General features: G+C 57.9%; 20 protein-coding genes and 3 tRNA genes. 15 read left to right on the plus strand and 8 right to left on the minus strand.

The annotated features are described in order from the left end of the window. The first annotated feature begins 3 nt into the window (after positions 1-3). The 7 genes from recJ to P0D52_RS06370 all read left to right on the plus strand — a co-directional run bounded on the left by recJ (position 4) and on the right by P0D52_RS06370 (position 3880). Positions 4-1770, plus strand: a complete 1767-nt coding sequence (gene recJ / locus P0D52_RS06340) for a single-stranded-DNA-specific exonuclease RecJ (protein ID WP_394694581.1) — start codon at positions 4-6, stop codon at positions 1768-1770. Positions 1771-1836: 66 nt separating this feature from the next. Further along, positions 1837-1911 (plus strand) — tRNA-Glu (locus P0D52_RS06345). A gap of 223 nt (positions 1912-2134) precedes the next feature. Then, entirely contained in the window at positions 2135-2656 is a 522-nt protein-coding gene (locus tag P0D52_RS06350) for a cold shock domain-containing protein (protein WP_394694582.1), read from the plus strand. Between the two features lie 54 nt (positions 2657-2710). Beyond that, on the plus strand, positions 2711-3304 hold the full coding sequence (locus P0D52_RS06355) for a DUF192 domain-containing protein (RefSeq protein ID WP_394694583.1): 594 nt from the start codon (positions 2711-2713) through the stop codon (positions 3302-3304). 62 nt (positions 3305-3366) lie between these two features. Next, positions 3367-3443 (plus strand) — tRNA-Pro (locus P0D52_RS06360). Positions 3444-3470: 27 nt separating this feature from the next. Beyond that, positions 3471-3776 carry an ETC complex I subunit gene (locus P0D52_RS06365; RefSeq protein WP_394694584.1) on the plus strand — a complete coding sequence of 102 codons (306 nt, stop codon included), beginning with the start codon at positions 3471-3473 and terminating at the stop codon, positions 3774-3776. Positions 3777-3806: 30 nt separating this feature from the next. Continuing rightward, positions 3807-3880 (plus strand) — tRNA-Arg (locus P0D52_RS06370). Here the strand turns inward: P0D52_RS06370 and P0D52_RS06375 are convergent. After that, positions 3842-4648 carry a PLP-dependent transferase gene (locus P0D52_RS06375; protein WP_394694768.1) on the minus strand — a complete coding sequence of 269 codons (807 nt, stop codon included), beginning with the start codon at positions 4646-4648 and terminating at the stop codon, positions 3842-3844. The two genes, P0D52_RS06370 and P0D52_RS06375, sit on opposite strands and share 39 nt — an antisense overlap. Here P0D52_RS06375 and P0D52_RS06380 point away from each other — a divergent pair. Then, positions 4626-5633 (plus strand): amino acid ABC transporter substrate-binding protein, encoded by a 1008-nt coding sequence (locus tag P0D52_RS06380; protein WP_394694585.1) that lies wholly within the window; start codon positions 4626-4628, stop codon positions 5631-5633. The genes P0D52_RS06375 and P0D52_RS06380 overlap by 23 nt on opposite strands. On the opposite strand, the gene P0D52_RS06385 is transcribed toward P0D52_RS06380, so the two are convergent. Further along, entirely contained in the window at positions 5630-6607 is a 978-nt protein-coding gene (locus P0D52_RS06385) for a cysteine synthase A (protein ID WP_394694769.1), read from the minus strand. The genes P0D52_RS06380 and P0D52_RS06385 overlap by 4 nt on opposite strands. Here P0D52_RS06385 and P0D52_RS06390 point away from each other — a divergent pair. Genes P0D52_RS06390 through P0D52_RS06400 form a run of 3 tightly spaced genes read left to right on the plus strand, consistent with a single transcriptional unit; the run spans position 6503 to position 9113 of the window. Further along, positions 6503-6907: a cupin domain-containing protein gene (locus tag P0D52_RS06390; RefSeq protein WP_394694586.1), complete on the plus strand. Its 405-nt coding sequence runs from the start codon at positions 6503-6505 to the stop codon at positions 6905-6907. The two genes, P0D52_RS06385 and P0D52_RS06390, sit on opposite strands and share 105 nt — an antisense overlap. Beyond that, the gene (locus tag P0D52_RS06395) at positions 6904-7572 is read left to right on the plus strand and encodes a DUF6134 family protein (RefSeq protein ID WP_394694587.1); all 669 of its coding nucleotides are present in this window, start codon (positions 6904-6906) and stop codon (positions 7570-7572) included. Before P0D52_RS06390 ends, P0D52_RS06395 begins: the two co-directional genes overlap by 4 nt. Continuing rightward, positions 7569-9113: a cryptochrome/photolyase family protein gene (locus tag P0D52_RS06400; protein WP_394694588.1), complete on the plus strand. Its 1545-nt coding sequence runs from the start codon at positions 7569-7571 to the stop codon at positions 9111-9113. Before P0D52_RS06395 ends, P0D52_RS06400 begins: the two co-directional genes overlap by 4 nt. Here the strand turns inward: P0D52_RS06400 and P0D52_RS06405 are convergent. Genes P0D52_RS06405 through P0D52_RS06420 form a run of 4 tightly spaced genes read right to left on the minus strand, consistent with a single transcriptional unit; the run spans position 9110 to position 13943 of the window. Then, on the minus strand, positions 9110-10345 hold the full coding sequence (locus P0D52_RS06405) for a class I SAM-dependent methyltransferase (RefSeq protein WP_394694589.1): 1236 nt from the start codon (positions 10343-10345) through the stop codon (positions 9110-9112). The two genes, P0D52_RS06400 and P0D52_RS06405, sit on opposite strands and share 4 nt — an antisense overlap. A gap of 9 nt (positions 10346-10354) precedes the next feature. After that, positions 10355-11137 (minus strand): DUF1365 domain-containing protein, encoded by a 783-nt coding sequence (locus P0D52_RS06410; RefSeq protein ID WP_394694590.1) that lies wholly within the window; start codon positions 11135-11137, stop codon positions 10355-10357. Next, a complete protein-coding gene (locus P0D52_RS06415) occupies positions 11134-12495 on the minus strand; it encodes an NAD(P)/FAD-dependent oxidoreductase (protein WP_394694591.1) in 1362 nt (453 codons plus the stop codon). The genes P0D52_RS06410 and P0D52_RS06415 overlap by 4 nt, the downstream gene beginning before the upstream one ends. Further along, positions 12492-13943 (minus strand): cryptochrome/photolyase family protein, encoded by a 1452-nt coding sequence (locus P0D52_RS06420; RefSeq protein WP_394694592.1) that lies wholly within the window; start codon positions 13941-13943, stop codon positions 12492-12494. The genes P0D52_RS06415 and P0D52_RS06420 overlap by 4 nt, the downstream gene beginning before the upstream one ends. 96 nt (positions 13944-14039) lie before the next feature. On the opposite strand from P0D52_RS06420, the gene kdsA reads away from it, so the two are divergent. Both kdsA and rfaE2 read left to right on the plus strand, forming a co-directional pair. After that, positions 14040-14894 carry a 3-deoxy-8-phosphooctulonate synthase gene (gene kdsA / locus P0D52_RS06425; protein ID WP_394694593.1) on the plus strand — a complete coding sequence of 285 codons (855 nt, stop codon included), beginning with the start codon at positions 14040-14042 and terminating at the stop codon, positions 14892-14894. A 28-nt stretch (positions 14895-14922) separates the two neighbouring features. Further along, positions 14923-16386 (plus strand): D-glycero-beta-D-manno-heptose 1-phosphate adenylyltransferase, encoded by a 1464-nt coding sequence (gene rfaE2 / locus P0D52_RS06430; RefSeq protein ID WP_394694594.1) that lies wholly within the window; start codon positions 14923-14925, stop codon positions 16384-16386. Here rfaE2 and P0D52_RS06435 read toward each other — a convergent pair. Beyond that, positions 16383-17600, minus strand: coding sequence for a DUF3089 domain-containing protein (locus P0D52_RS06435; protein ID WP_394694595.1), 1218 nt, complete (start codon positions 17598-17600; stop codon positions 16383-16385). The two genes, rfaE2 and P0D52_RS06435, sit on opposite strands and share 4 nt — an antisense overlap. 115 nt (positions 17601-17715) lie before the next feature. On the opposite strand from P0D52_RS06435, the gene P0D52_RS06440 reads away from it, so the two are divergent. Further along, a complete protein-coding gene (locus P0D52_RS06440) occupies positions 17716-18384 on the plus strand; it encodes a DUF502 domain-containing protein (RefSeq protein WP_394694596.1) in 669 nt (222 codons plus the stop codon). Here P0D52_RS06440 and recG read toward each other — a convergent pair. After that, positions 18381-20468, minus strand: a complete 2088-nt coding sequence (gene recG / locus P0D52_RS06445) for an ATP-dependent DNA helicase RecG (protein WP_394694597.1) — start codon at positions 20466-20468, stop codon at positions 18381-18383. The two genes, P0D52_RS06440 and recG, sit on opposite strands and share 4 nt — an antisense overlap. 64 nt (positions 20469-20532) lie before the next feature. Here recG and P0D52_RS06450 point away from each other — a divergent pair, with 64 nt between their 5' ends. Then, positions 20533-20805, plus strand: coding sequence for a succinate dehydrogenase assembly factor 2 (locus P0D52_RS06450; RefSeq protein WP_394694598.1), 273 nt, complete (start codon positions 20533-20535; stop codon positions 20803-20805). Position 20806 lies beyond the last annotated feature (1 nt).

Raw genomic sequence — 20806 nt, forward strand, 5'->3', positions numbered from 1 at the left:
GGTATGGGCGAGCCCTTTTCGGTTCAACATTCGCTTTCCGGCAAGGCCTGGCGCCTGCGCGACATTGATGATCAGGTGATATCGGACATCCGCCGGAAGGCGGGGGTGGATGAAATTGTCGCCCGTATGCTGGCCGCACGCGGAATATTGCCCGATGATGCCGAAGCGGTTCTCAGCCCGACCTTGCGCCACTTTTTTCCAGATCCGTCCAGCTTTCAGGATATGGACAAGGCTGCATCGGTCATCTGGGATGCGGTTGAAGCGGGAAAAGTACTCGCGGTTTTTGCTGATTATGACGTCGATGGCGCGACGTCCGCATCGCAACTCATTCGCTATTTCCGGCAGATGGGGCAATCCATGTTGCTCTATGTGCCTGACCGGATTGAGGAAGGCTATGGCCCTTCCGCCGAGGCCTTTGCCGCACTGAAAGAGCAGGGCGCCGAGCTGGTGATAACGGTGGATTGCGGTGCCGCGGCTCATGAGCCTTTGAAGGCGGCTGCCGATATGGGGCTTGATGTAGTGGTAGTGGACCATCACCTGATGGGCGCCGATTTGCCGCCCGCTTTGGCCATTGTGAATCCCAATCGCCCTGATGACACATCCGGCTGCGGGCATATGGCGGCGGCGGGCGTAACGTTTGTCTTGCTGGCCGCGCTGAATCGTGAGGGACGGCGGCGCGGCAAATTCGAGGACCAGCCGGAACCCGATATTCTAAAACTGGCTGATCTTGCCGCCCTGGGCACACTCTGCGACGTGGTGGCGCTGAAGGACATCAATCGCGCTCTGGTGTCACAAGGCCTCAAAGTGATGGGACAATGGCGGCACGCCGGTTTGAAAGCACTGGCCGAAGTCGGGGGCCTGACCGGCGATCCATCTGCCTATCATCTCGGCTTTCTTCTGGGGCCGCGCATCAATGCCGGGGGCAGGGTGGGCCGTGCCGATCTCGGGGCCCGGTTGCTGTCGAGCGATGACCCGGCGGAATGCATGGAAATTGCCGGTGAACTGGATGCGCTGAATGCTGAACGCAAACAGATTGAAGCGGATGTGCTGGAAGCAGCGCAGGCCCAGATCATTGCCGCCGGCGAAACCGATGCGCCTTTGCTGATCGCGCGCGGCGAGGGTTGGCATGCCGGTGTCATCGGGATTGTAGCGGGCCGTCTGAAAGAGCGTTTCGGACGCCCGGCCATCGTGATCGGCACCGACAATGGCGTCGGCAAGGGCTCAGGCCGCTCGGTTTCAGGCGTCGATCTTGGAAGTGCGATCGCAGCAGCAAAATCGGTGGGTTTGCTGATCGCCGGCGGCGGTCATCCAATGGCGGCAGGCCTGTCGGTTGCCGAAGACCGGATTGAAGAATTGCAGGCCTATCTGATCGATAGACTGCAGCCGGAATGGGATGCCAGTCACGCCGAGCGGGCGCTAATGCTCGATGCTGTGCTCACGCCTGCAGGGGCGACACTCGATCTTGCCGAGCGAATCATGGGGGCTGCCCCCTTCGGGCAAGGATTTGCGGAGCCGCGCTTTGTCATGCCGGCTGTCCGGATTGCCTATGCCGAGCGCGTGGGGGCCGACCACGTCCGGTTCAGCCTAGCGGATTCGGACGGTCAGCGAATCAATGGTATTGTCTTCCGGCAAGCTGATCAGCCGATTGGTGAAGCCCTGCTGAGCAATTCCGGCGGGCTGTGGCATGCGGCGGGACGATTGAAACTGGATGAATGGCGTGGAAATCGCCGTGTTCAGTTCCATCTCGAGGATCTTGCTGCCGCAAGCTGAAAAAGTCTGCAAAGTGACGCTTGCGTGACCGCGATGGAGTCGATATATGACGCCCTCCGATGAAGTGGTCCCTTCGTCTATCGGTTAGGACGCTAGGTTTTCAACCTGGAAAGAGGGGTTCGATTCCCCTAGGGACTACCATCGGGCTTCCTGACAAGACCGGTATTGAGGGTTATGGCGATTTCTTGCCGTTTTTTGCGGCGAATGAGGCTGCCATATTAATACGCGATACATTGCCGGTTGGGATTAATTCATTAATTCAATAGCTTGACATCGTTGTTCATAATTATGAACGATTCGTATTCCCTTTCATGACGAATTGGTTACATTAATTCCCCTGACAGTTGTGTTGTGGGGGAGCGTCATGACGATCGAAACCGATACGAGTCCTGAAGATCTGGCTTCCGTCGTAGAAGGCCGCGTGAAATGGTTTGATCCCACGCGCGGCTATGGATTTATCGAAACGAGTGATGGTCTGGGCGATGTGCTGTTGCATGCCAGCCGGTTGCGCATGTCGGGCCGTATGACAGCGCCGGAAGGGGCGCACGTCAAATGCCTGGCCATTAGCGGTGACAAGGGCCGTCAGGCCGTTGAGATCATGTCATTGGAAGGCGGCGTTGCAACCGATCCACGGCCCCGGCGGTTTCATCCGCGGCGCGAGCCGGAAGAGGGTGTGAGTGCAGCCGTTGTGAAGTGGTTTGATGCCGATCGCGGCTTCGGATTCCTGGATGTTGATGGCGTCGACGGAGATGTCTTCCTGCACGCGGCGACCTTGCGGCGCGCCGGCATTGATGAAGTTCATCCGGGAGAAACCATGCAGGCCCGGTGCACGGACGGACCGAAAGGTATTCTCGCAGCGGAAGTCTATCCCAACCAATACGCGTGAGATTACAGCCATCGGCAATTGCGAAAGGCGCGGCCTCCGGCTAGCTTGCGCGCCATGAAACGCTTTCTGATTTCCGCTGCCTTCGCGCTCTTTGCGCCGGCCGCTTTCGCACAGTTGCCGCCTGCACCTGTTGGCGATCCCGCTCATCCCGAAACAATTATCGAATTTGGCGCGCCGCAAACGGTGATCGTCGATACCGAAGCCGGTGAGGTTGTCTTCGAAGCTCTGATCGCCGACAGCGATACCGAGCGTCAACGCGGTCTCATGTTCCGCGAGTCGCTGGCGGATAATGAAGGCATGCTGTTTGATTATCAGGAAGTGCAAACCGTTTCCATGTGGATGCGGAATACGTTGATCCCTCTGGACCTGATCTACATCGCGCCGGATGGCGAGATTCTGAAGATTATCGCCAATGCCCGGCCTCACTCCTTGCGCTCCCTGCCATCTGATTTCCCGGTCCTGGGTGTATTAGAAGTGCGCGGCGGCCTGACACGGGATGCGGGAATTCAGCCCGGTGACACCGTGCGTCATGCCATGTTCGGCAACACGGAAGTGGCTGTATCAGAAGACGATTCAGATGCAGAAGAGGATGCAAATCCAGACGGCGATGTTGATGCAGATGCAGCCGCTGCACCTGAAGAAGAGTGATTGGCTTGCCAGCCCGGCACGACATCACTAAACACCGCCGCACGAGAACGGGATTCATTTGTCGGGGCGTGGCTCAGTCTGGTAGAGCACTCGGTTTGGGACCGAGGGGTCGCAAGTTCGAATCTTGCCGCCCCGACCATTAATTCTGGAGGCCTTGCGGGCTATCATGTTTGCAAAGATTTACCGTCCGTCTCGGACCGCCATGCAGTCAGGTCAGGCCAAGAGCCGCAACTGGATTCTCGAATTCGAGCCATCCATGGCCAAGCGGCCGGACCCGCTGATGGGATGGAATTCCACCGCGGATACAGCCGCTCAGGTTCGCTTGAAGTTTGACGACAAGGAACAGGCCGTCGCTTATGCAAAGAAGTACGGCATTCCGTATCGCGTGACCGAAAAAGCGGACATGGTGCGCAAGCCGAAAACCTATGCATCGAATTTTTCTGCAGACCGGAAAGAACCCTGGTCGCATTAAAGCCGGTTGGGTGCGGCCTGCCGCGCTCCCGCCCCCGTAGCTCAACTGGATAGAGCAGCGCACTTCTAATGCGCAGGTTGCAGGTTCGAGTCCTGCCGGGGGTATCCCATGATGACATCTGAATGGCCACCCACATATTTGGTCAGGGACTGCGCCGCATAGTCTGCACCGAGATCCAGCATGTTGGCATTCAACCCGGCAGACCAGGTATCATCGACCATGACGCGCGCACCGACTTTCGCGGCGGCTGCGGTGATGGCCGGGATATCCTGAACCTCGAAGGTGAGCGATCCCGGAGATTCGCAAAACACCAGTTGCGTGGTCTTTTTCAGGCGATCCTTGATACCGGCGCCGATCCTCGGATCGTAATACTCAATGTCGATGCCCCAGCGAGAAACGGTATCGGACAGGAACATGCGAGTCGGCCCATAGAGGCTGTCCGAGGCCAGCAAATGCCCGCCCGCTTTCACTTCGGCGATGGCTGTTAATGTCATGGCGGACAGGCCAGACGGCGCCAGTGCGCAATAATCGGCTTTCTGCATTTCGCAAAGCGCATGACGCAAGGCATTCTGGCTGTCGGTTCCAAACCGGCCGTAAAGCGGCGTGCCATCCGGCCGGTTATACAGTTCGTGGGCTGTCCCCGCGAGAATGGTCGAAGCACGGTTGACCGGAGCGTTGACGGACCGCGTTCCGTGGTGCGCGCGGCCGGCTCGCGATAATTGGGTGTCGCGCTTCATTCGATTCCCCGTTAAACACACTCTCAGGTCCCGCTTATTCAACAGGAGTTTTGTTCCGGTGTCGCCCCTATCCTTCTTGTCTCCGCGCCGATTGCGAGAAGCGGCAGTGGTTATGCTGGGCGGTCTGGCGGGCATTGCACTGGACACGGGCGAGGTCGCGCAGTCTGGCACTACATTGCGGTTGATCGAGACAAGAGGCGAACTTCTCTGCGGCGTCGATGGCGGGCTGAGCGGTTTTGCTCAACAGGAGGAAGACGGGCAATGGAGCGGATTTGACGCGGATCTTTGCCGGGCCTATGCGGCGGCCATCCTGGGGGATGCGGATGATGTGCGTTTTGTGCCCGTGACAACGGCCGAACGCTTTTCCGCGCTGGCCGATGGCGAGATTGATATCCTCGTCCGCAATACCAGCTGGACGTTTGCGCGGGACGTAGGCCAGGGCTTCGATTTCGCCGGAATTGCCTATTATGACGGGCAGGGCTTCATGGTTCCGGCCGATCTGGGGATTTCAAGCGCGCGGGATATCAATGGCGCCCGGATCTGCGTGCAGGGCAGCACCACAACCGCGCTTAACCTCGAAGACTTCATTGCGGCGAACAATCTGAGCGTCGAGGTCATCGAATACCTGACGGCACAGTCCGGACTCGAAGGCTATGTCGGCGGCGAATGCGATGTCTATACGAATGATCTCTCGTCACTGGCCGGGTTGCGCGTCAGTCTCGAAACCCCATCAGATCATATCCTTTTGCCGGATGTGATCTCAAAGGAACCCCTCGGGCCGGTCATCCGCTCGGGCGATGCGCAATTTCTCGATATTTCGCGGTGGGTGCTGTTCGCGTTGATTGCCGCTGAAGAATTTGGCGTGAATTCGGCCAATGTGGACAGCGTTTCGGAGGCGAGTGCGAACCGGGAAATCCGGCGCTTGCTGGGCGTCGAGGATGATTTCGGTGAACGCCTCGGGATCGAGTCGGACTTTGCGGTCACCATGCTGCGGGCGACCGGGAATTACGGCGAGATATTTGACCGGAATCTGGGGCAGGGGTCCGAGCTGGGTTTGCGGCGCGGTCTGAACTCACAATGGACGGAAGGCGGATTGCTGTACTCGCCGCCCTTCCGCTAATCGTCCAGCCAGGCCGGCACTGGCAGGCCCTTTTCACGCAGAAAAGCAGGGTTATAGAGCTTGCTCTGATAGCGCGAGCCATGATCGCAAAGAATGGTCACAATGGTATGGCCGGGCCCCATATCCCTGGCGAGGTGCATGGCGCCCGCAATATTCACGCCCGCAGAGCCGCCAAGACAAAGACCTACTTCCTGCACGAGATCGAACAGGATGGGCAGAGCTTCCTCATCGGAAATCCGGTAGGCTTTGTCGACGACGACACCTTCCAGGTTTTTCGTAATCCGGCTCTGGCCGATGCCCTCGGTGATCGATGTACCCGAAGCGCATAATTCGCCCTCGGTATAGAAGCCATAAAGCGCCGCGCCACCGGGATCCGCCAGTCCGATCTGGATGGCCGGATTGCGCTCCTTGAAGGCCATGGAAACACCGCCCAGCGTTCCTCCCGAACCGACCGCGCAGATAAAGCCGTCCAGCTTGCCCTCAAGCTGATCCCAGATTTCCGGTGCCGTCGTGTCGTAATGCGCTTTTCGATTGTCGGTATTGTCAAACTGGTTGGCCCAGATGGCGCCATTCGGTTCTGTCCGGTTCAGTTCCTCAGCCAACTGACCGGAATACCGGGCGTAGTGGTTCGGATTGGCGTAGGGGACGGCGTCAACCTCGATCAATTCGGCGCCCATGAGGCGAATGGCATCTTTCTTTTCTTTCGACTGGGTGCGTGGGAATACGATGACGACGCGATACCCCAGCGCCGCCCCGACCATGGCCAGTCCAATGCCGGTATTGCCGGCCGTGCCTTCGACAATATGATGACCGACGACATCTGGGATGACATCCAGAGCAACACACCGCTCTCTTTGGCAAATGAGGCGGTGCCTGTTCCGGCCGGGTCGGATCCCCTTTATCCGACGGCCCTTCATCGCTATGGCTTTAAGGCGTCCGACAGCCCCTGGCGCAGCAAGTTGGGCGGGGTTCAGGGGCGCAAGATCAACCGGCTGTGCGAGCCTGGTGTGGATGCCCGGCTTTTGAAAATCCAGCCGGGTTCGGCTATTCCTCACCACGATCACAGGGGGCAGGAACTCACGCTTGTTCTACAGGGCGGCTTTTCCGACGAGAAAGGTGTCTATCATCGCGGCGATGTATGCGCGGGTGAAGCGGGTGAACCACACACGCCAGTCGGACTTGAAGGGGAACCCTGCATCTGTTTCGCCGTTTCTCTTGGTGGATATCGTTTCCGCAATCCGCTGATGTCAATCGCTGCAAGGATACTGACATGATACGCATGATCTTCGCGAGCATAATTCTGGCTGCAGCGTCGTTGGGCTCTGCACCTGCCGCCAACCGGGAAGCTGTACCGGACGCCGGCACGATCGCTTTTGATGTCTATCGGGGGAATAGTCCTTTCGGTACGCACATCCTGCGCTTTGAAGAAAACGGTGATGAGTTGCGCGTAACCACGGATGTGGATCTCCGCGTCCGTATCGGACCGATTACCGCCTTCCGGTATGAGCATGACTCGGTCGAGGTTTACCGGGACGGTGAGCTCGTCAGCCTTCAGACATCCACCCTGAAAGACGGCGAACGCCTGTCGGTCGACATTTCCAGAAATGGCGATGTCTATTCAGGCCAAGGCTCTGATGAAGACGGAAATACCCGCCCCGTCAGCCTTCCGTCTTCCTTGCCACCATCAAGCCATTGGGGCGGATATGCTGTCGGGCTGGACACCGTACTCAATACGGAGACCGGGGCTGAAATGCCGGTGACGATCACTGAACTGGGTCAGACCATGATCGAGGTGGGCGGACAAACCATCGAGGCTCGTCATGTCCGTCTGGAAGGCTCGCTGACGCTCGACCTCTGGTATGATGCCAATGGTGAATGGGTTCGCAGCGAGTTTTCGGTCCGCGGTCAGGACATCACCTATGTACGCCGTGACGTGTGAGTGACGCGCCGCGAAGCCTGAGACTGGTTCTGGGCGATCAGTTGTCGCCCGCTATTTCCTCTCTGAATGACTATCAGGATGGCGATCTGATTATCATTGCTGAAGTAGATGCCGAGGCGATCTATGTTCGGCATCACAAGAAAAAGATCGCCTTTCTGTTTTCGGCGATGCGTCATTTTGCAGAAGAGCTAACGGAAACAGGCCAATCTGTTCGCTATATCAAGCTGGATGATGCCGGGAATGCGGGCTCGCTCGTCGGCGAAGTTGAACGCGCCATCCAGCAGGATTCCGGGACATTTGATCGCGTGGTTATCACAGCGCCGGGCGAGTGGCGCTTGCTGGACGAAATGCGCGGATGGGCCAAACGCCTGAAAATCGACGTCGACATTCGTGAGGATACCCGCTTTGTTGCGTCGCTTGACCGCTTTGCCACATGGGCGGAGGGGCGCAAACGCCTGACGATGGAATATTTCTATCGCGAAATGCGCAAGGAAACCGGCCTTTTGATGGACGGCGATCAGCCGGCCGATGGTCAGTGGAATTTCGATCAGGAAAATCGCAAGAAGCTGCCTCCCGAAATATCTCTACCGAAGCGCCAGACTCACAAGACAGATCAGATCACCAAGGATGTCTGCGCTTTGGTGGCAGACCGCTTCGCGGATCATTTCGGCGACCTGGAGCCCCTTACCTATGGGGTGACGCGATCGGCCGCAGAAGCGGACCTTGATCATTTCTTCCGGTATTGCTTGGCTGATTTCGGCGATTATCAGGACGCGATGGCGCAGGGTGAAGCGTTTCTCTTTCACTCGGTGATCGCGCTTTACCTCAATTGCGGACTCCTCGACCCACTGGATGTTTGCCAGCGTGCTGAAGCGGAATGGAAGGAAGGCCGGGCCCCGATCAATGCCGTCGAGGGTTTCGTCCGGCAGATCATCGGCTGGCGCGAATATGTACGCGGGCTCTACTGGCTGAAAATGCCGGACTATGCCGAAACAAATTTCCTGAATGCGTCGCGCTCACTGCCTGATTTCTACTGGACGGCGGAGACGCGTATGGCCTGTGTGAAGGATACGGTCGAAACGACCCGAAAGCACGCCTACGCGCACCATATTCAACGGCTGATGATTACGGGCAATTTTGCCCTGTTGGCCGGTATTGATCCCCGGCAGGTCGAGGAATGGTATCTGCTCGTCTATGCGGATGCCTATGAATGGGTGGAGCTTCCCAATACGCACGGCATGGCCCTTTTCGCAGATGGCGGCGTCATGGGTACAAAGCCCTATGCCGCGAGTGGCGCCTATATCAACCGGATGTCGGACTATTGCGGGAAATGCCATTATGCGGTCAGCAAGAAGAACGGGCCGAAAGCCTGCCCGTTCAATTATCTCTACTGGAATTTCCTGATCGAGAATGAGGACAAGCTGAAAGGCAATCCCCGTCTCAACATGCCGTATCGGAATCTCGCCAAAATGAGCGATGAAAAAACGGCGGCGATCCGGGAGGACAGCCGCCGCTTTTTCAAGGATATCGGGATCAGCTAGCGGCTGACCGCATATTGCGCGACATCAATCCGTCCGGTGCGGAATCCGGCTTCACAATAGGCCAGATAGAATTCCCACATTCGTTTGAAACGGGCATCGAATCCCAGGGGTTGAATGTCGTCCCATGCGGAGGTGAAGCGCTTCATCCAGTCGGCCAGCGTGTCGGCATAGTCGGTCGCGAAAGCCTCGACCTGATCGAGCCTCAACTGAGCATTGGCAAACTCTTCCTTCAGGCGCGCCAGGCTCGGCAAGACGCCTCCGGGGAAGATATAGCGCTGAATAAAGTCGGCCCGCTTGGCGTAGGTCTCGAACAGATCATCGCGAATGGAAATGATCTGCAGACCCGCTTTTCCACCCGGCTTCAGGCAATCATGGACTTTCCTGAAGAAAGACGGCCAGTATTCCTGTCCGACAGCCTCGAACATCTCGATGGAGGCAATCTTGTCGTAAACACCGGTTTCGTCGCGATAATCCTGAAGCTTGATATCGACCTTGTCGCCGAGCTGCAGTTTCTCCATACGCTCGATGGCGTATTCACGCTGTTCGGTGGAGAGGGTGAGACAGGTGACGCGTGCGCCGCGATCGCGAGCGGCATACTCGGCAAAGCCGCCCCAGCCGCAACCAATTTCAAGGACATGCTCGCCTTCCTGCAAATCGATTGAATCCGCCAGTGCGCGGTATTTCTCGTGTTGTGCATCTTCCAGCGACTGGTCCGGCTTCGTGTACCGTGCCGATGAATAGGTCATCGAAGGATCAAGCCATTTTTCGTAGAAATCATTGCCGAGGTCGTAATGGGCTTCGATATTCTTCTTCGCGCCTGACTTCGTATTCGCGCGCAGCTGGTGATAGGCCCAGTGGAAAAAGCGCGTGATCGGTCCGCCGGCAACGATGTCCGGTTTTGCATCCAGATTGACCGAGAAGAATGAGAGCAGAGCCGTCAGGTCAGGCGTTGACCATTCGCCTTCCATATAGCCTTCAGCCAGACCGATATCTCCGCCAGCGAGGGCCCGGCGAACGAATTTGAATTCATGAACATGAAGCTCGGCAACCGGGCCGAGAGATTTTCCCTTGAAGGTCAGTTCCTGCGCATTCGGGAAGCGTATGGTCAGCTGTCCGTTCGGGAGGTGCAGGAAAATACGGAGCGCTGTTTTCATGCCCATCGGAAGACCGCGAAGGGCGCGAATGCTGTCCGGCGTTGCCAGCAAGGGGGTCTGAGGCGTGACTGCGTTCATGTTTTAACCTTACTGCTTTTGCGGCTTTGATTCCAGAACCGGCGTTGAGGGCCGGGCTGGCGGGGAGGGACGAGAATGATAGCGGGCGCCCTTGAACCAGAGGCGGAGCGCTTCGAAATGGATCAGTGCGATCGTCGCCAGTGTGGAAAACGGGAAACCGAAGAACCATGCGAGAAATGACCCGGTTTTCGCGGCCTTGCGCCGAAGCGACATCGAGGCCCTGAAATCCGCGCCCTGGTCAGCGATTTTGCGGATGGCCAGAGCAAGGCTTTCATCCGGCGGCTGAAGGGCGAATTCGTATTGACCGGAAACGTCGAAAAACGGCGAAACATGCAATGATTTCTTTGCGGTGTGCTGTTCAACCGCGCTGCCTTTGACTGGCGCGACATAGGCATGAGAATCCCCGAACGTGTTGTGGACCTCATAGATAATGCCGAGGAGTACGCCGTCGCTGCCATAGCCGAAATGCAGGGAGATCGGGTTGAATTGATAGCCCAGAATTCTCGGCTGGCAGATAAAGATGATACGCTTCACGTTCGGAATACCGGCATCGGCAAATTGCCGTTTGGACCAATCCCGCAGGCAGGAATTGTCACGGGCCCCGAAGTCTTTTTCGTGAAAGCTGAAGAGTCCGGCCCGGTTGACGTTGAATAGCCGCGTAATCCGGCCCGCCTCATCCAGGCGGTCGAGATCGACTCCGATCATGGCCACCGGATATCTGAATCCGTGCTTGAAAGGCTTCAGGCGTTTATGCGCCGTCGATCCACGCCAGATATGGAGGGGGTCGATCATTCGGCCGCTGCAAGCGCCGGATCGGAGAAGAATGGACGCTTGCCCCAGCTGCCACCGCTGACATCGCCCTCCGCAAAGGCCCAAGGAATTTGTCCGCCCAGGCGAAGCGCGACCCGCAATCCCGATCGCAGGCCATCTTCGTGGAAGCCATAGCCGAGCCATGCGCCGGCAAACCAGGTGTGCCGGACGCCCTGGACCTGGTTGAAAATGCGCTGAGCGGCGAGACCCGCTGTATTGAATTGCGGGTGGTCATACTGGAATTCACCAAAGGTGAGGGCCGGATCCGGCTCGCGGTGCGGATTGAGCGTCACAAAAAGCGGCTTCGCGGGGTCGATGCCCTGCAGGCGGTTCATGTCATAGGTGACCGAGGCAGGCCCATCTACGTCATCACGGCAATAATTCCATGCGGCCCGAGCCCCGGCGCGTTTCGGGCATAGTGAGGGGTCGCGATGCAGAACAGCCCGATTGGGTGAATAGGGGATCGCGGACAATAATTCGCGCTCGGTCGTGTCGGCATCCGACAGGAGGTCGAGTGACTGGTTTGAATGGCAGGCGAGAATAACTTCGTCGAAATGTTCGGCATTCCCGCTTCCGGTCTGGATGCTGACGCCCTGTGCGTGACGTTCGATGCGGGTTGCCGGTTCCGCCATGCGGATATGCCCCTCCAGATCCGCCGCAATTTTGTTGACGTATTCCCGGCTGCCGCCTTTCACCGTGCGCCAGAGCGGGCGGGACATATTCATCAAACGGTGGTTTTGAAAAAACCGGACAAAGGTATCGGCCGGATAGGCGCGCATTTCGTCTTCGCTTGCTGACCAGATGGCTGCGCCCATTGGCAGAAGATAATTCCGTATAAAGCGCTCACCGAGGCCGAGTTGGGAAAGGTAATGTCCGAGACCCAGCCCGTTCAGCTTTCCGGATTCGAGATCTTTCGGTGCGGCCGCATTGAATCGCAACACATCGCGCAGCATGCCGAGGTATGACGGGCGCAAGGCATTGCGCTTTTGCGCGAAGAGCCCGCCCAGCCCATTGGACGACCATTCAATATCGCCATCCAGCGCGAAGCTGAAGCTCATATCGGATTCAATCGATTTAACTCCCAGCTTCTCAAAAAAGGCGATCATGTTGGGGTAGTTGAGCGGATTGAAGACGATGAAGCCCGTATCGACGGCGATTGTCTGTCCGTCATAATCGACATCGACGGTGTTCGCGTGCCCACCCAGACGGTCGCGTTTTTCGAACAGGGTGACATCATGCACCTTGCGCAGCGCCCAGGCCGCGCCCAGCCCGGCAATCCCGGCACCGATAACGGCGATTTTCTTTCGCTGGACAAAATCCGGGGTGATGATCGGGCTCATGCGGTTTCCTTCAGGCTCTTGAATGCGTCCAGCGCGCGCTCTCGAGCGGCTTTGTGATCCACAATCGGTTCGGGGTAGGTATCGCCGAGTTTGACACCGGCTTCTTTCAGGATCAGCGGACCTGCTTCCCAGGGCTGGTTCAGATATTTGTCGGGCAGTCGTGCGATTTCGGGGATCCATTTCCGGACGTAGTCGCCATTCGGGTCAAACTTTTCGCCCTGGGTGATGGGATTGAATATCCGGAAATAGGGGGCGGCATCGGCTCCAGAACCGGCGACCCATTGCCAGCTCGCGGAATTGTTCGCGAGATCGGCATCAACCAACGTGTCCCAGAACCATTTTTCGCCCTCTCGCCAGTCGATCAACAGATGCTTGATCAGGAAGGAGGCGACGATCATGCGGACACGATTGTGCATAGTGCCTGTTGCCCAGAGTTCGCGCATTCCGGCATCCACGATCGGATATCCTGTCTGGCCACGCTGCCATGCGGACAGGGCGTCTGAGTCCTCGCGCCAGGGAAAATGATCAAACTTCGACTGGTAATTCTGGTGCGGAAAATCCGGAAAGTTGAATAGCAGGCTGTAGGAGAATTCTCTCCAGCCGATTTCGCTGAAGAATTTCTCGGCATTCCGGTCGCCGATGCTGTCGCGGACACTATCTGTCGCGGCAAGAATTTGCCGGGGACTGATCTCACCGAAATGCAAGTGCGGGGACAGGCCTGATGTGTAAGCCTTGTCGGGCCGATCGCGGCCATCCGCATAGTGTTTCGCGCCATTTTCCAGGAATCGGTCGAGGCGGTCGCGGGCACCGTTTTCACCCGGTGTCCAGATGTCTTCGAATTCCTTCGCCCAATTCGGTTTGGTGGGCAGCAATTCCCACTCCTCAAGCCTGTCACTATCAGGCCAGGATTGAGGGGCGTTCAGCGAGTCGGGTGTCTTCAGGGGCTTGCCGGGATCCAGTTCCGCTCTGACCGCGCGCCAGAAGGGCGAAAACACCTTGAACGGATCGCCGGACTTGTTTCTCACCGTCCAGGGCTCTGCCAGCAGGTTGGCATTGAACGAGCGGACGGTCAGCCCGTTGTCCGTGAAAGTGGATTTTATTTTTGCGTCCCGCTCGCAGTGAAAGGGCTCATAGCAACGGTTCCAGAAGATATACGCTGCGCCCGTATTCTCGACCAGGTCGGCCAGAACATGTCCGGCAGGACCACTGCGAAGAATCAAACGTGATCCGAGCTCTTCAAGCTGGCCGGCAAGTGCCTTCAGACTGTGATGCAGCCACCAGCGGCTGGCACCGCCCGGTTTCCAGTCTCCGGGCGTTTCATCATCAAGAATATAGATCGGAATAAGGGGGTGTCCGGACTTGACCGCTTCCTCCAGTACGGGATTGTCGGATAAGCGCAAATCCTGACGGAACCAGAGGATGATCGGGGCGGGCAAATTGGAGGACAAAACTTCAGCGGCCTTCTATTCTTTTCCTCCATAACTACGTAAGCAGATGAAAAGCGGATCAGTTGTGTCCGCATCGCAGTTGCAGAAAGACAAAACATGGCAACCAGCCAACCCAATGCCATCATTGAAGTGCCGCGTCCCAACGCTGCGCCCATTCAGATTTCCAATTCAAGGAAGCTGGTCATGCTGGCCGGACCGTGTGCTTTGGAGAGCCGCGATCATGCGCTGGACGTTTCCGGCCAGCTCAAGGAAATCGCGGACCGCCTCGATATCGGGCTGGTCTACAAGACCTCTTTTGACAAGGCGAACCGGACCAGTATTTCAAGCGCACGCGGCATTGGACTGGAAGCGGCTTTGCCGATTTTCGAGGAGATCCGGAAAACCACCGGATTGCCGGTTCTGACCGATGTTCATACCGCTGAACAGTGTGCCATCGCCGCGCAAGCCGTTGATGTCCTGCAGATTCCGGCTTTCCTGTGCCGTCAGACGGACCTGTTGATTGCGGCCGCCAAAACCGGCAAGGTGATCAATGTCAAAAAGGGTCAGTTCCTGGCGCCCTGGGACATGAAAAACGTCATCGCGAAAGTGACGGATGCAGGCAATGGCAATGTCATGGCTTGTGAGCGCGGTGTCAGTTTCGGGTATAATACACTGGTCTCCGACATGCGGTCTCTACCGGTATTGGCCGACATTGGTTGTCCGGTCGTCTTCGATGCGACCCATTCGGTGCAACAGCCGGGCGGCCAGGGCGGAACCAGTGGCGGTCAACGCGAATTCGTGCCGGTTCTGGCGCGCGCTGCGGTTTCGATTGGTGTCGCTGCTGTCTTCATGGAAACCCATCCCGACCCGGATAATGCGCCATCTGATGGCCCCAACATGGTCCCGCTGGATCAATTTGAATCTATGGTCTCGCGATTGCTTGAGTATGATCAGCTCACCAAGGGCTGGTAATCCGGCGCGCTAGAACCGCGAGGTCTTTATGGATATCACCACACTCTCCGGCATTCTGGAGCAGGCAAAGGATTTGCGCATCCTTTGTGTGGGCGATGTCGTGCTGGACCGCTTCGTTTACGGCTCGACCCATCGGGTATCCCGCGAAGCGCCTGTCCCGGTGCTGGATGAAGATGCTGTCGAGCTGATGCTCGGCGGTGCGGGGAATGTGATCCGGAACCTCCGCGCACTCGGCGCCGAAGCGACCCTCGTTAGCGTCGTGGGTGATGATGCTGAAGGCCGTGATGTGGTGGAGCGCCTTCGCCAGGAGGGAGCGGGGGAGGCTGTTGTTGTCGATGCCGACCGGCCGACGCCCGTCAAAACGCGGTTTGTGTCCAATGGTCATCAAATGCTTTGCGTCGACCGCAATCCGAAATCCGGTCTGTCGGAGGCGACCACAAAATCTGTTCTGGCGAAGATCGAGCGTGAGCTGGACGCTGCGGATATCGTGATCCTGTCGGATTATGGACGCGGCGGCGTGTCTCCTGCCATCAGTAACGAACTCATGCGCCTTGCCCGAGCCGCAGGAAAACGTGTTTGCGTCGATCCCCGCGGCCGGGATTTCTCGCGCTATAACGGGGCGTTCCTGATCAAGCCGAATGCGCTCGAATTGTTCGAAGAGGGCGGCATCGATCCCGTAGATGACGAGTCAACGGCCCGTGGTCTGGCGCAAGTCTACCAGCGGCTTGATGATGTCGATCATCTGATTGTCACGCGCGGCTCCAAAGGCATGAGCCTCTATGGTCAGAACGGCGTCACGCATGTTCGTGCGCGCCCTCGGCAGGTTTACGATGTGTCCGGGGCCGGCGATACGGCCATATCCATGCTGTCCATCGCTCTGGCGGCAGGGGCGGATCTGCGCACCGCCATGGAAGCGGCAGTCCATGCCTCGGGCGAGGTTGTCACCAAGGTAGGAACCGCGACGGTTTCACCCGAAGACCTGTTTTCGATCGCGGGTGCGGGGCGCCCCAAATCCGGCGGGCAATCGCTGGCTCAACTGGTTGAAACCGTTGCGCGGTGGCGGGCTCATGGTCTGAAGGTCGGACTGACCAATGGCTGTTTTGACATCCTGCATGCCGGGCATGTCAGCTACCTTGAGAAAGCTCGCGCCCATTGTGACCGATTGATTGTTGGCCTGAATTCGGATGCGTCTGTGCGCGCACTGAAAGGCGAGGGGCGTCCGGTGAATGATTCCGATGCGCGCGGGAGTGTTCTGTCTGCGCTTGCTGCGGTGGATCAGATCGTCGTCTTTGATGAGGACACTCCGGCAAATCTCATCGAGGCCTTGCGGCCGGATGTTTATCTGAAAGGCGCTGATTACTCGGTTGAGGACCTTCTGCCACTCGGCGGGTCGATCGTGCAGTCCTATGGTGGTGAAATCCGGTTAATCCCGCTTGTGGCAGGCAAATCCACGACCGGTATATTGCAGAAACTTTCGGATCCGGCCGACTAATTATCGTCCGAGCGGTCCGGAATGGGTCTGAAGGGCACGTCTTCGATCTCTTCCGGCTGTTCCAGCGGCGGTGCCATCTGATTTTCGGCTTCGAAAACCGGCAGGAATGCTGCCAGCCTTTGCTCGGCGTCGACCCGCAAATCCTCATAAAAGAGATTGAAGGGCGGCAGGCGATAATTTTCTGTCAAACGTCCCGGCCGATGCAGGGTGCGCGAGCGCGGTGGCTCGGTCATCAATACGCCATCGGTACATTGTGCGCCGGTCTGCGCGGGTAGGGCGGCCGGACTGGTACCTTCACGAAAACCGGAAGCCTGAGCGCCACCGCGGTGCAGCCGGGCTGGCGCGTAATCGATGGTGCGAGCGCCGAGAATGGGATTGATGCACAAAAGTCCTCGGCCATCGACGCGTTCGAGTGATCCGCCGGGCGCCCAGGTCATGGTCCGCTCGGTCAGATAGCGGATTCGGTCTTCATTCTCTGATATGGCGGAGACATAGCTGTAGGCGCACCGGAATGCCTCGGGGGCTTCGCATGCGGGAATATCTGCCAGCGGTTCCTGCAAAAGATCCAGCGGGAGCGGATATTCCAGAATATAGGCGGCAACGAGACGACGGCGGAGCGCCGGGTTGGGTGCAACATCTTCTGTCAGGACCGCCAGTCCATGCAGGCCGCCCTGACCGATTCCGGCAATGATAAATGGTCGGTCCTCGCCGATTAATCTTATGAACTCGGCAAAAGCCGCGCGCACATCGGTTGTAGCCGTCAGCCGAGCGGCTACGCCATCTTCCCGGAGGTTCATGAAGGTGTAGAGAGACGCCTGACGATATCTCGGCGCATAGATCGCGCCCACCGTCGAGAAGGGGGCTGCGAAATTCGGAAGCTGCTCTTCGATCACCAGACTGGCAGGCTCCTCGGCGTCGATGGCCGCATTCCAGTCCGAACCGCCGGGATAGGTGGTGCCGTGAACGAAAAACACCGCCGGCTGGTTTGCCAACGCTGCCGGGCGGGCATACCAGGAACCGACTTCATTGTAGTCGGGGGCATCCGGCAGGACGTAAGTCTGATAAGGTTCGCCGGGGTCCAGAAGTGACTGGTAGATCTGATCGCGTAAAATCCAGGCCGCCAAAGCGACCAGTATCAGAAATCCGACAATTGCCGTTGTGATCATCCACAGCGCAATACGGGTGCGGGATACGGATTGCCACAGATTAGCCATGCCTGACTGTTACCTCGTTGCGTGTTGGCGTTGATCCGCCAGACGCGTAGTGTTGCCGAGTTCGGCTCAGAATCAACCGGATTGACAGCCGGAATTGTTGCAAGGGAGACCAAGCGTGTTTCGCTGGCTCAGAAATAGTCTTCTGACGGGGATCGTCGTGGCACTGCCCGTAACGGTAACCATCTGGATTATCTATACATTTGTGAATTTCGTTGATCGGGTGATCAAGCCCCTTATCCCGGCGCAGTATAATCCTGAAACCTATTTGCCATTTGCGTTGCCAGGACTGGGCGTTGTTGTCGCGGTCGTCGGGCTGACTCTGCTGGGCGCGCTCGCCGCCAATTTCTTCGGACGGACGCTGATCAGCATGGGTGAAAGCCTGCTGAATTCAGTCCCGCTGGTGCGTAATCTTTATGGCGCCGTCAAACAGATCGCCGAGACGGTGTTTTCCAGCCGGCAGCAATCTTTTCAGGAAGTCGTGCTCGTGGAATTCCCGACCAAGGGGTCTTATGCGATCGGGTTTGTCACGGCCGCCGCCCAGGGCGAAATCAAGGATGATGTCGGCGAGGATTCGATCGGCATTTTCGTGCCGACAACCCCCAATCCGACATCGGGTTTTCTTTTATACACGCCGCGTTCGCGCGTGACCCCGCTGGACATGTCCGTGGAAGAAGCCGCGAAGATGATCATATCATTCGGACTGGTGACCCCTGAAGGCCTGGCGCGCGCGAACGTGCCGGAGCACATCAAGAAAAAGGCGGCCAAGTTGAAAAAGAGCGACTAGCCAGATTCAATCAGACGAATGCCGTCGTCCTGTTCAAAGAGATACAGCAATATCCGGCGGGCCTCGGCGTATTCACCCTTGAAATCCGGGTCTTCATAGACGGCTTTTTTCGCCGCCTCATTGGCGAGCGGGATCAGGTCGAGATGGGCCTCGATGTCGACCAGCCGGTAGTCCGGCAGGCCGCTCTGGCGCACACCGAGCGGGTCGCCGGCCCCGCGAAGTTTCCAGTCTTCCTCGGCAATCAGAAAACCGTCATCGGTCTGTTTCATGATATCGAGGCGTTTCCGGGCGATCTCGCCCAGCGGTGCCTGATAAAGCAGCAGGCAGGTCGAGGCCTTGTCGGAACGCCCGACGCGGCCGCGGAGCTGATGCAACTGGGCGAGACCGAAACGTTCGGCGTGTTCGATGATCATGATGGTGGCATCGGGCGCATCGATCCCGACCTCGATGACAGTTGTCGCGACCAGAATGTCGATCTCGCCATTTCGGAATCGTACCGCTTCAGCGTCCTTGTCTTTCGCATTCATCCGGCCATGCACGAGACCCACGCGATCTTCCCCATAAATGGCAGCGAGTTGCCGATACCGGTCTTCGGCCGCTGACAAATCGGACAGGTCGGATTCCTCGACGAGTGGGCAGACCCAATAGACCCGCTCATTGCGTTCGATCGCGCGGCCGACGCCATCAATAACGCTGTCTATGCGGTCCATTGAAATCGTACGCGTGTCGGGCGGCTTGCGACCCGCCGGCTTCTCGTCGAGTCGCGACATATTCATGTGACCATAAACCGACAGGGACAGGGTTCGTGGTATAGGGGTTGCCGTCATGACCAGTAATTCCGGGCGCCGCCCCTTTGATGACAGTTTCAGCCGGTCGGACACACCAAACCGGTGTTGTTCGTCAATGACGACCAGGCCGAGCTTCTCAAATTCCACGCCTTCCTGGAACAGGGCATGCGTGCCGCAAATGACATTGATTTCTCCAGCTGCCAGCTGTTCGAGAATCTCGCCGCGCTTTTTGCCTTTATCCCTGCCGGTCAAAACCTCGACCTGCATGCCTGCCGGCTTGAGAAAAATCTCCATATTCCGCGCCAGCTGGCGGGCAAGAATTTCGGTCGGCGCCATGATGGCGGTCTGCAAGCCCGCCTCGTGGGCGCGCGCGGCGGCGAGAGCGGCCACAAAAGTCTTTCCAGAGCCCACATCACCATGCAGCAGGCGCATCATGCGGCGGTCGGAGGCCATATCTCCGGAAATTTCGTCGAAGGACCGCATTTGCGCATTGGTTGGGGTAAAGGGGGCGGCCGCGAGCACCTTGTCAATGCTGGAATTGTTACCGGTGACAGGCTGACCGGCCCGGCGCCGGCGTCTTTGAGCCACGATCTGCAAGGCCAGTTGGCGCGCGAACAATTCATCAAATGCCAGACGCTGCCGCGCGGGATGACTAGGGTCCGTTTCCGGAAGGCTTTCAGGATAATGCAGGCTTTGCAGCGCCTGATTCCAATCCGGCCAGCTGCGGTCGTGCAAAACCGAGCCGTCATGCCATTCCGGCAGATGTGGCAGGCCTTGCATCGCCGCGCGGATTGCCTTGCGCAGGACTTTCAGGCTCAGTCCCTGTGTCAGAGGATAAACCGTCTCCAGGCCACCCAGTTCTTCTGCTTCACTTTCAGTTAGAACGAGGTCGGGGTGGGTGATCTGTTTTTCGCTGCCGAAGGTTTCCACTTTTCCGGAGACGATACGGGTTTCGCCTTCTGGCAGCAGACGTTTGAGATAATCAATACGCGGTTTGAAATAGACGAGGTGTAGAAACCCCGTCTCGTCGCTCATTCGCACCTTGTAGGGCGTAAAGCGGTTTTTCGGTGGCTCGATATGCCCCTCGACCTCGCACCTGATGGTGACGATCTGTCCCTCGGGAGCTTCTGCAATCGTCGGACGCAGGCTACGATCGATGACCGAGCTGGGCCGGAACAACACAAGATCCCGTACGCGGTCGCCGGCCACTTTCTCCACCAGCGCAGCCAATCGGGGACCGATGCCGGGCAGGGTGGTTACCTCCTTGAAGAGGGGAAAGAGAATCTCGGGACGCATGAGGTGCAGATTGCGACAGGTTACGCCTTCACGCCAGCGCCGGGTCAGCCTATATGGCCGTCCCATGTCAGAAAATGTTGAAACACGCCGCCGCCGCTTGCTTTTCCGCGCTGAACACCGGGGCTTCAAGGAAGCCGATCTGGTGATTGGTGGTTATGCCCGCAAGAATTTGCCGAGCATGAGCGAAGCAGCTCTGGATGAATTTGAAGCCCTGATCGAGACACCCGATCAGGATCTCTACGCATGGATTGTCGGGCGCGAGCCGGTACCGGATGAATTCCGCGGTCCGGTGTTTGATTCTCTGGCGGCGTCGGCTGTTGCGGTTGTCAAACCCTGAC

Origin of the sequence: Hyphobacterium sp. (assembly GCF_043584775.1) — a bacterium.
In the GTDB taxonomy this organism is placed as follows: Bacteria; Pseudomonadota; Alphaproteobacteria; order Caulobacterales; family Maricaulaceae; genus Hyphobacterium.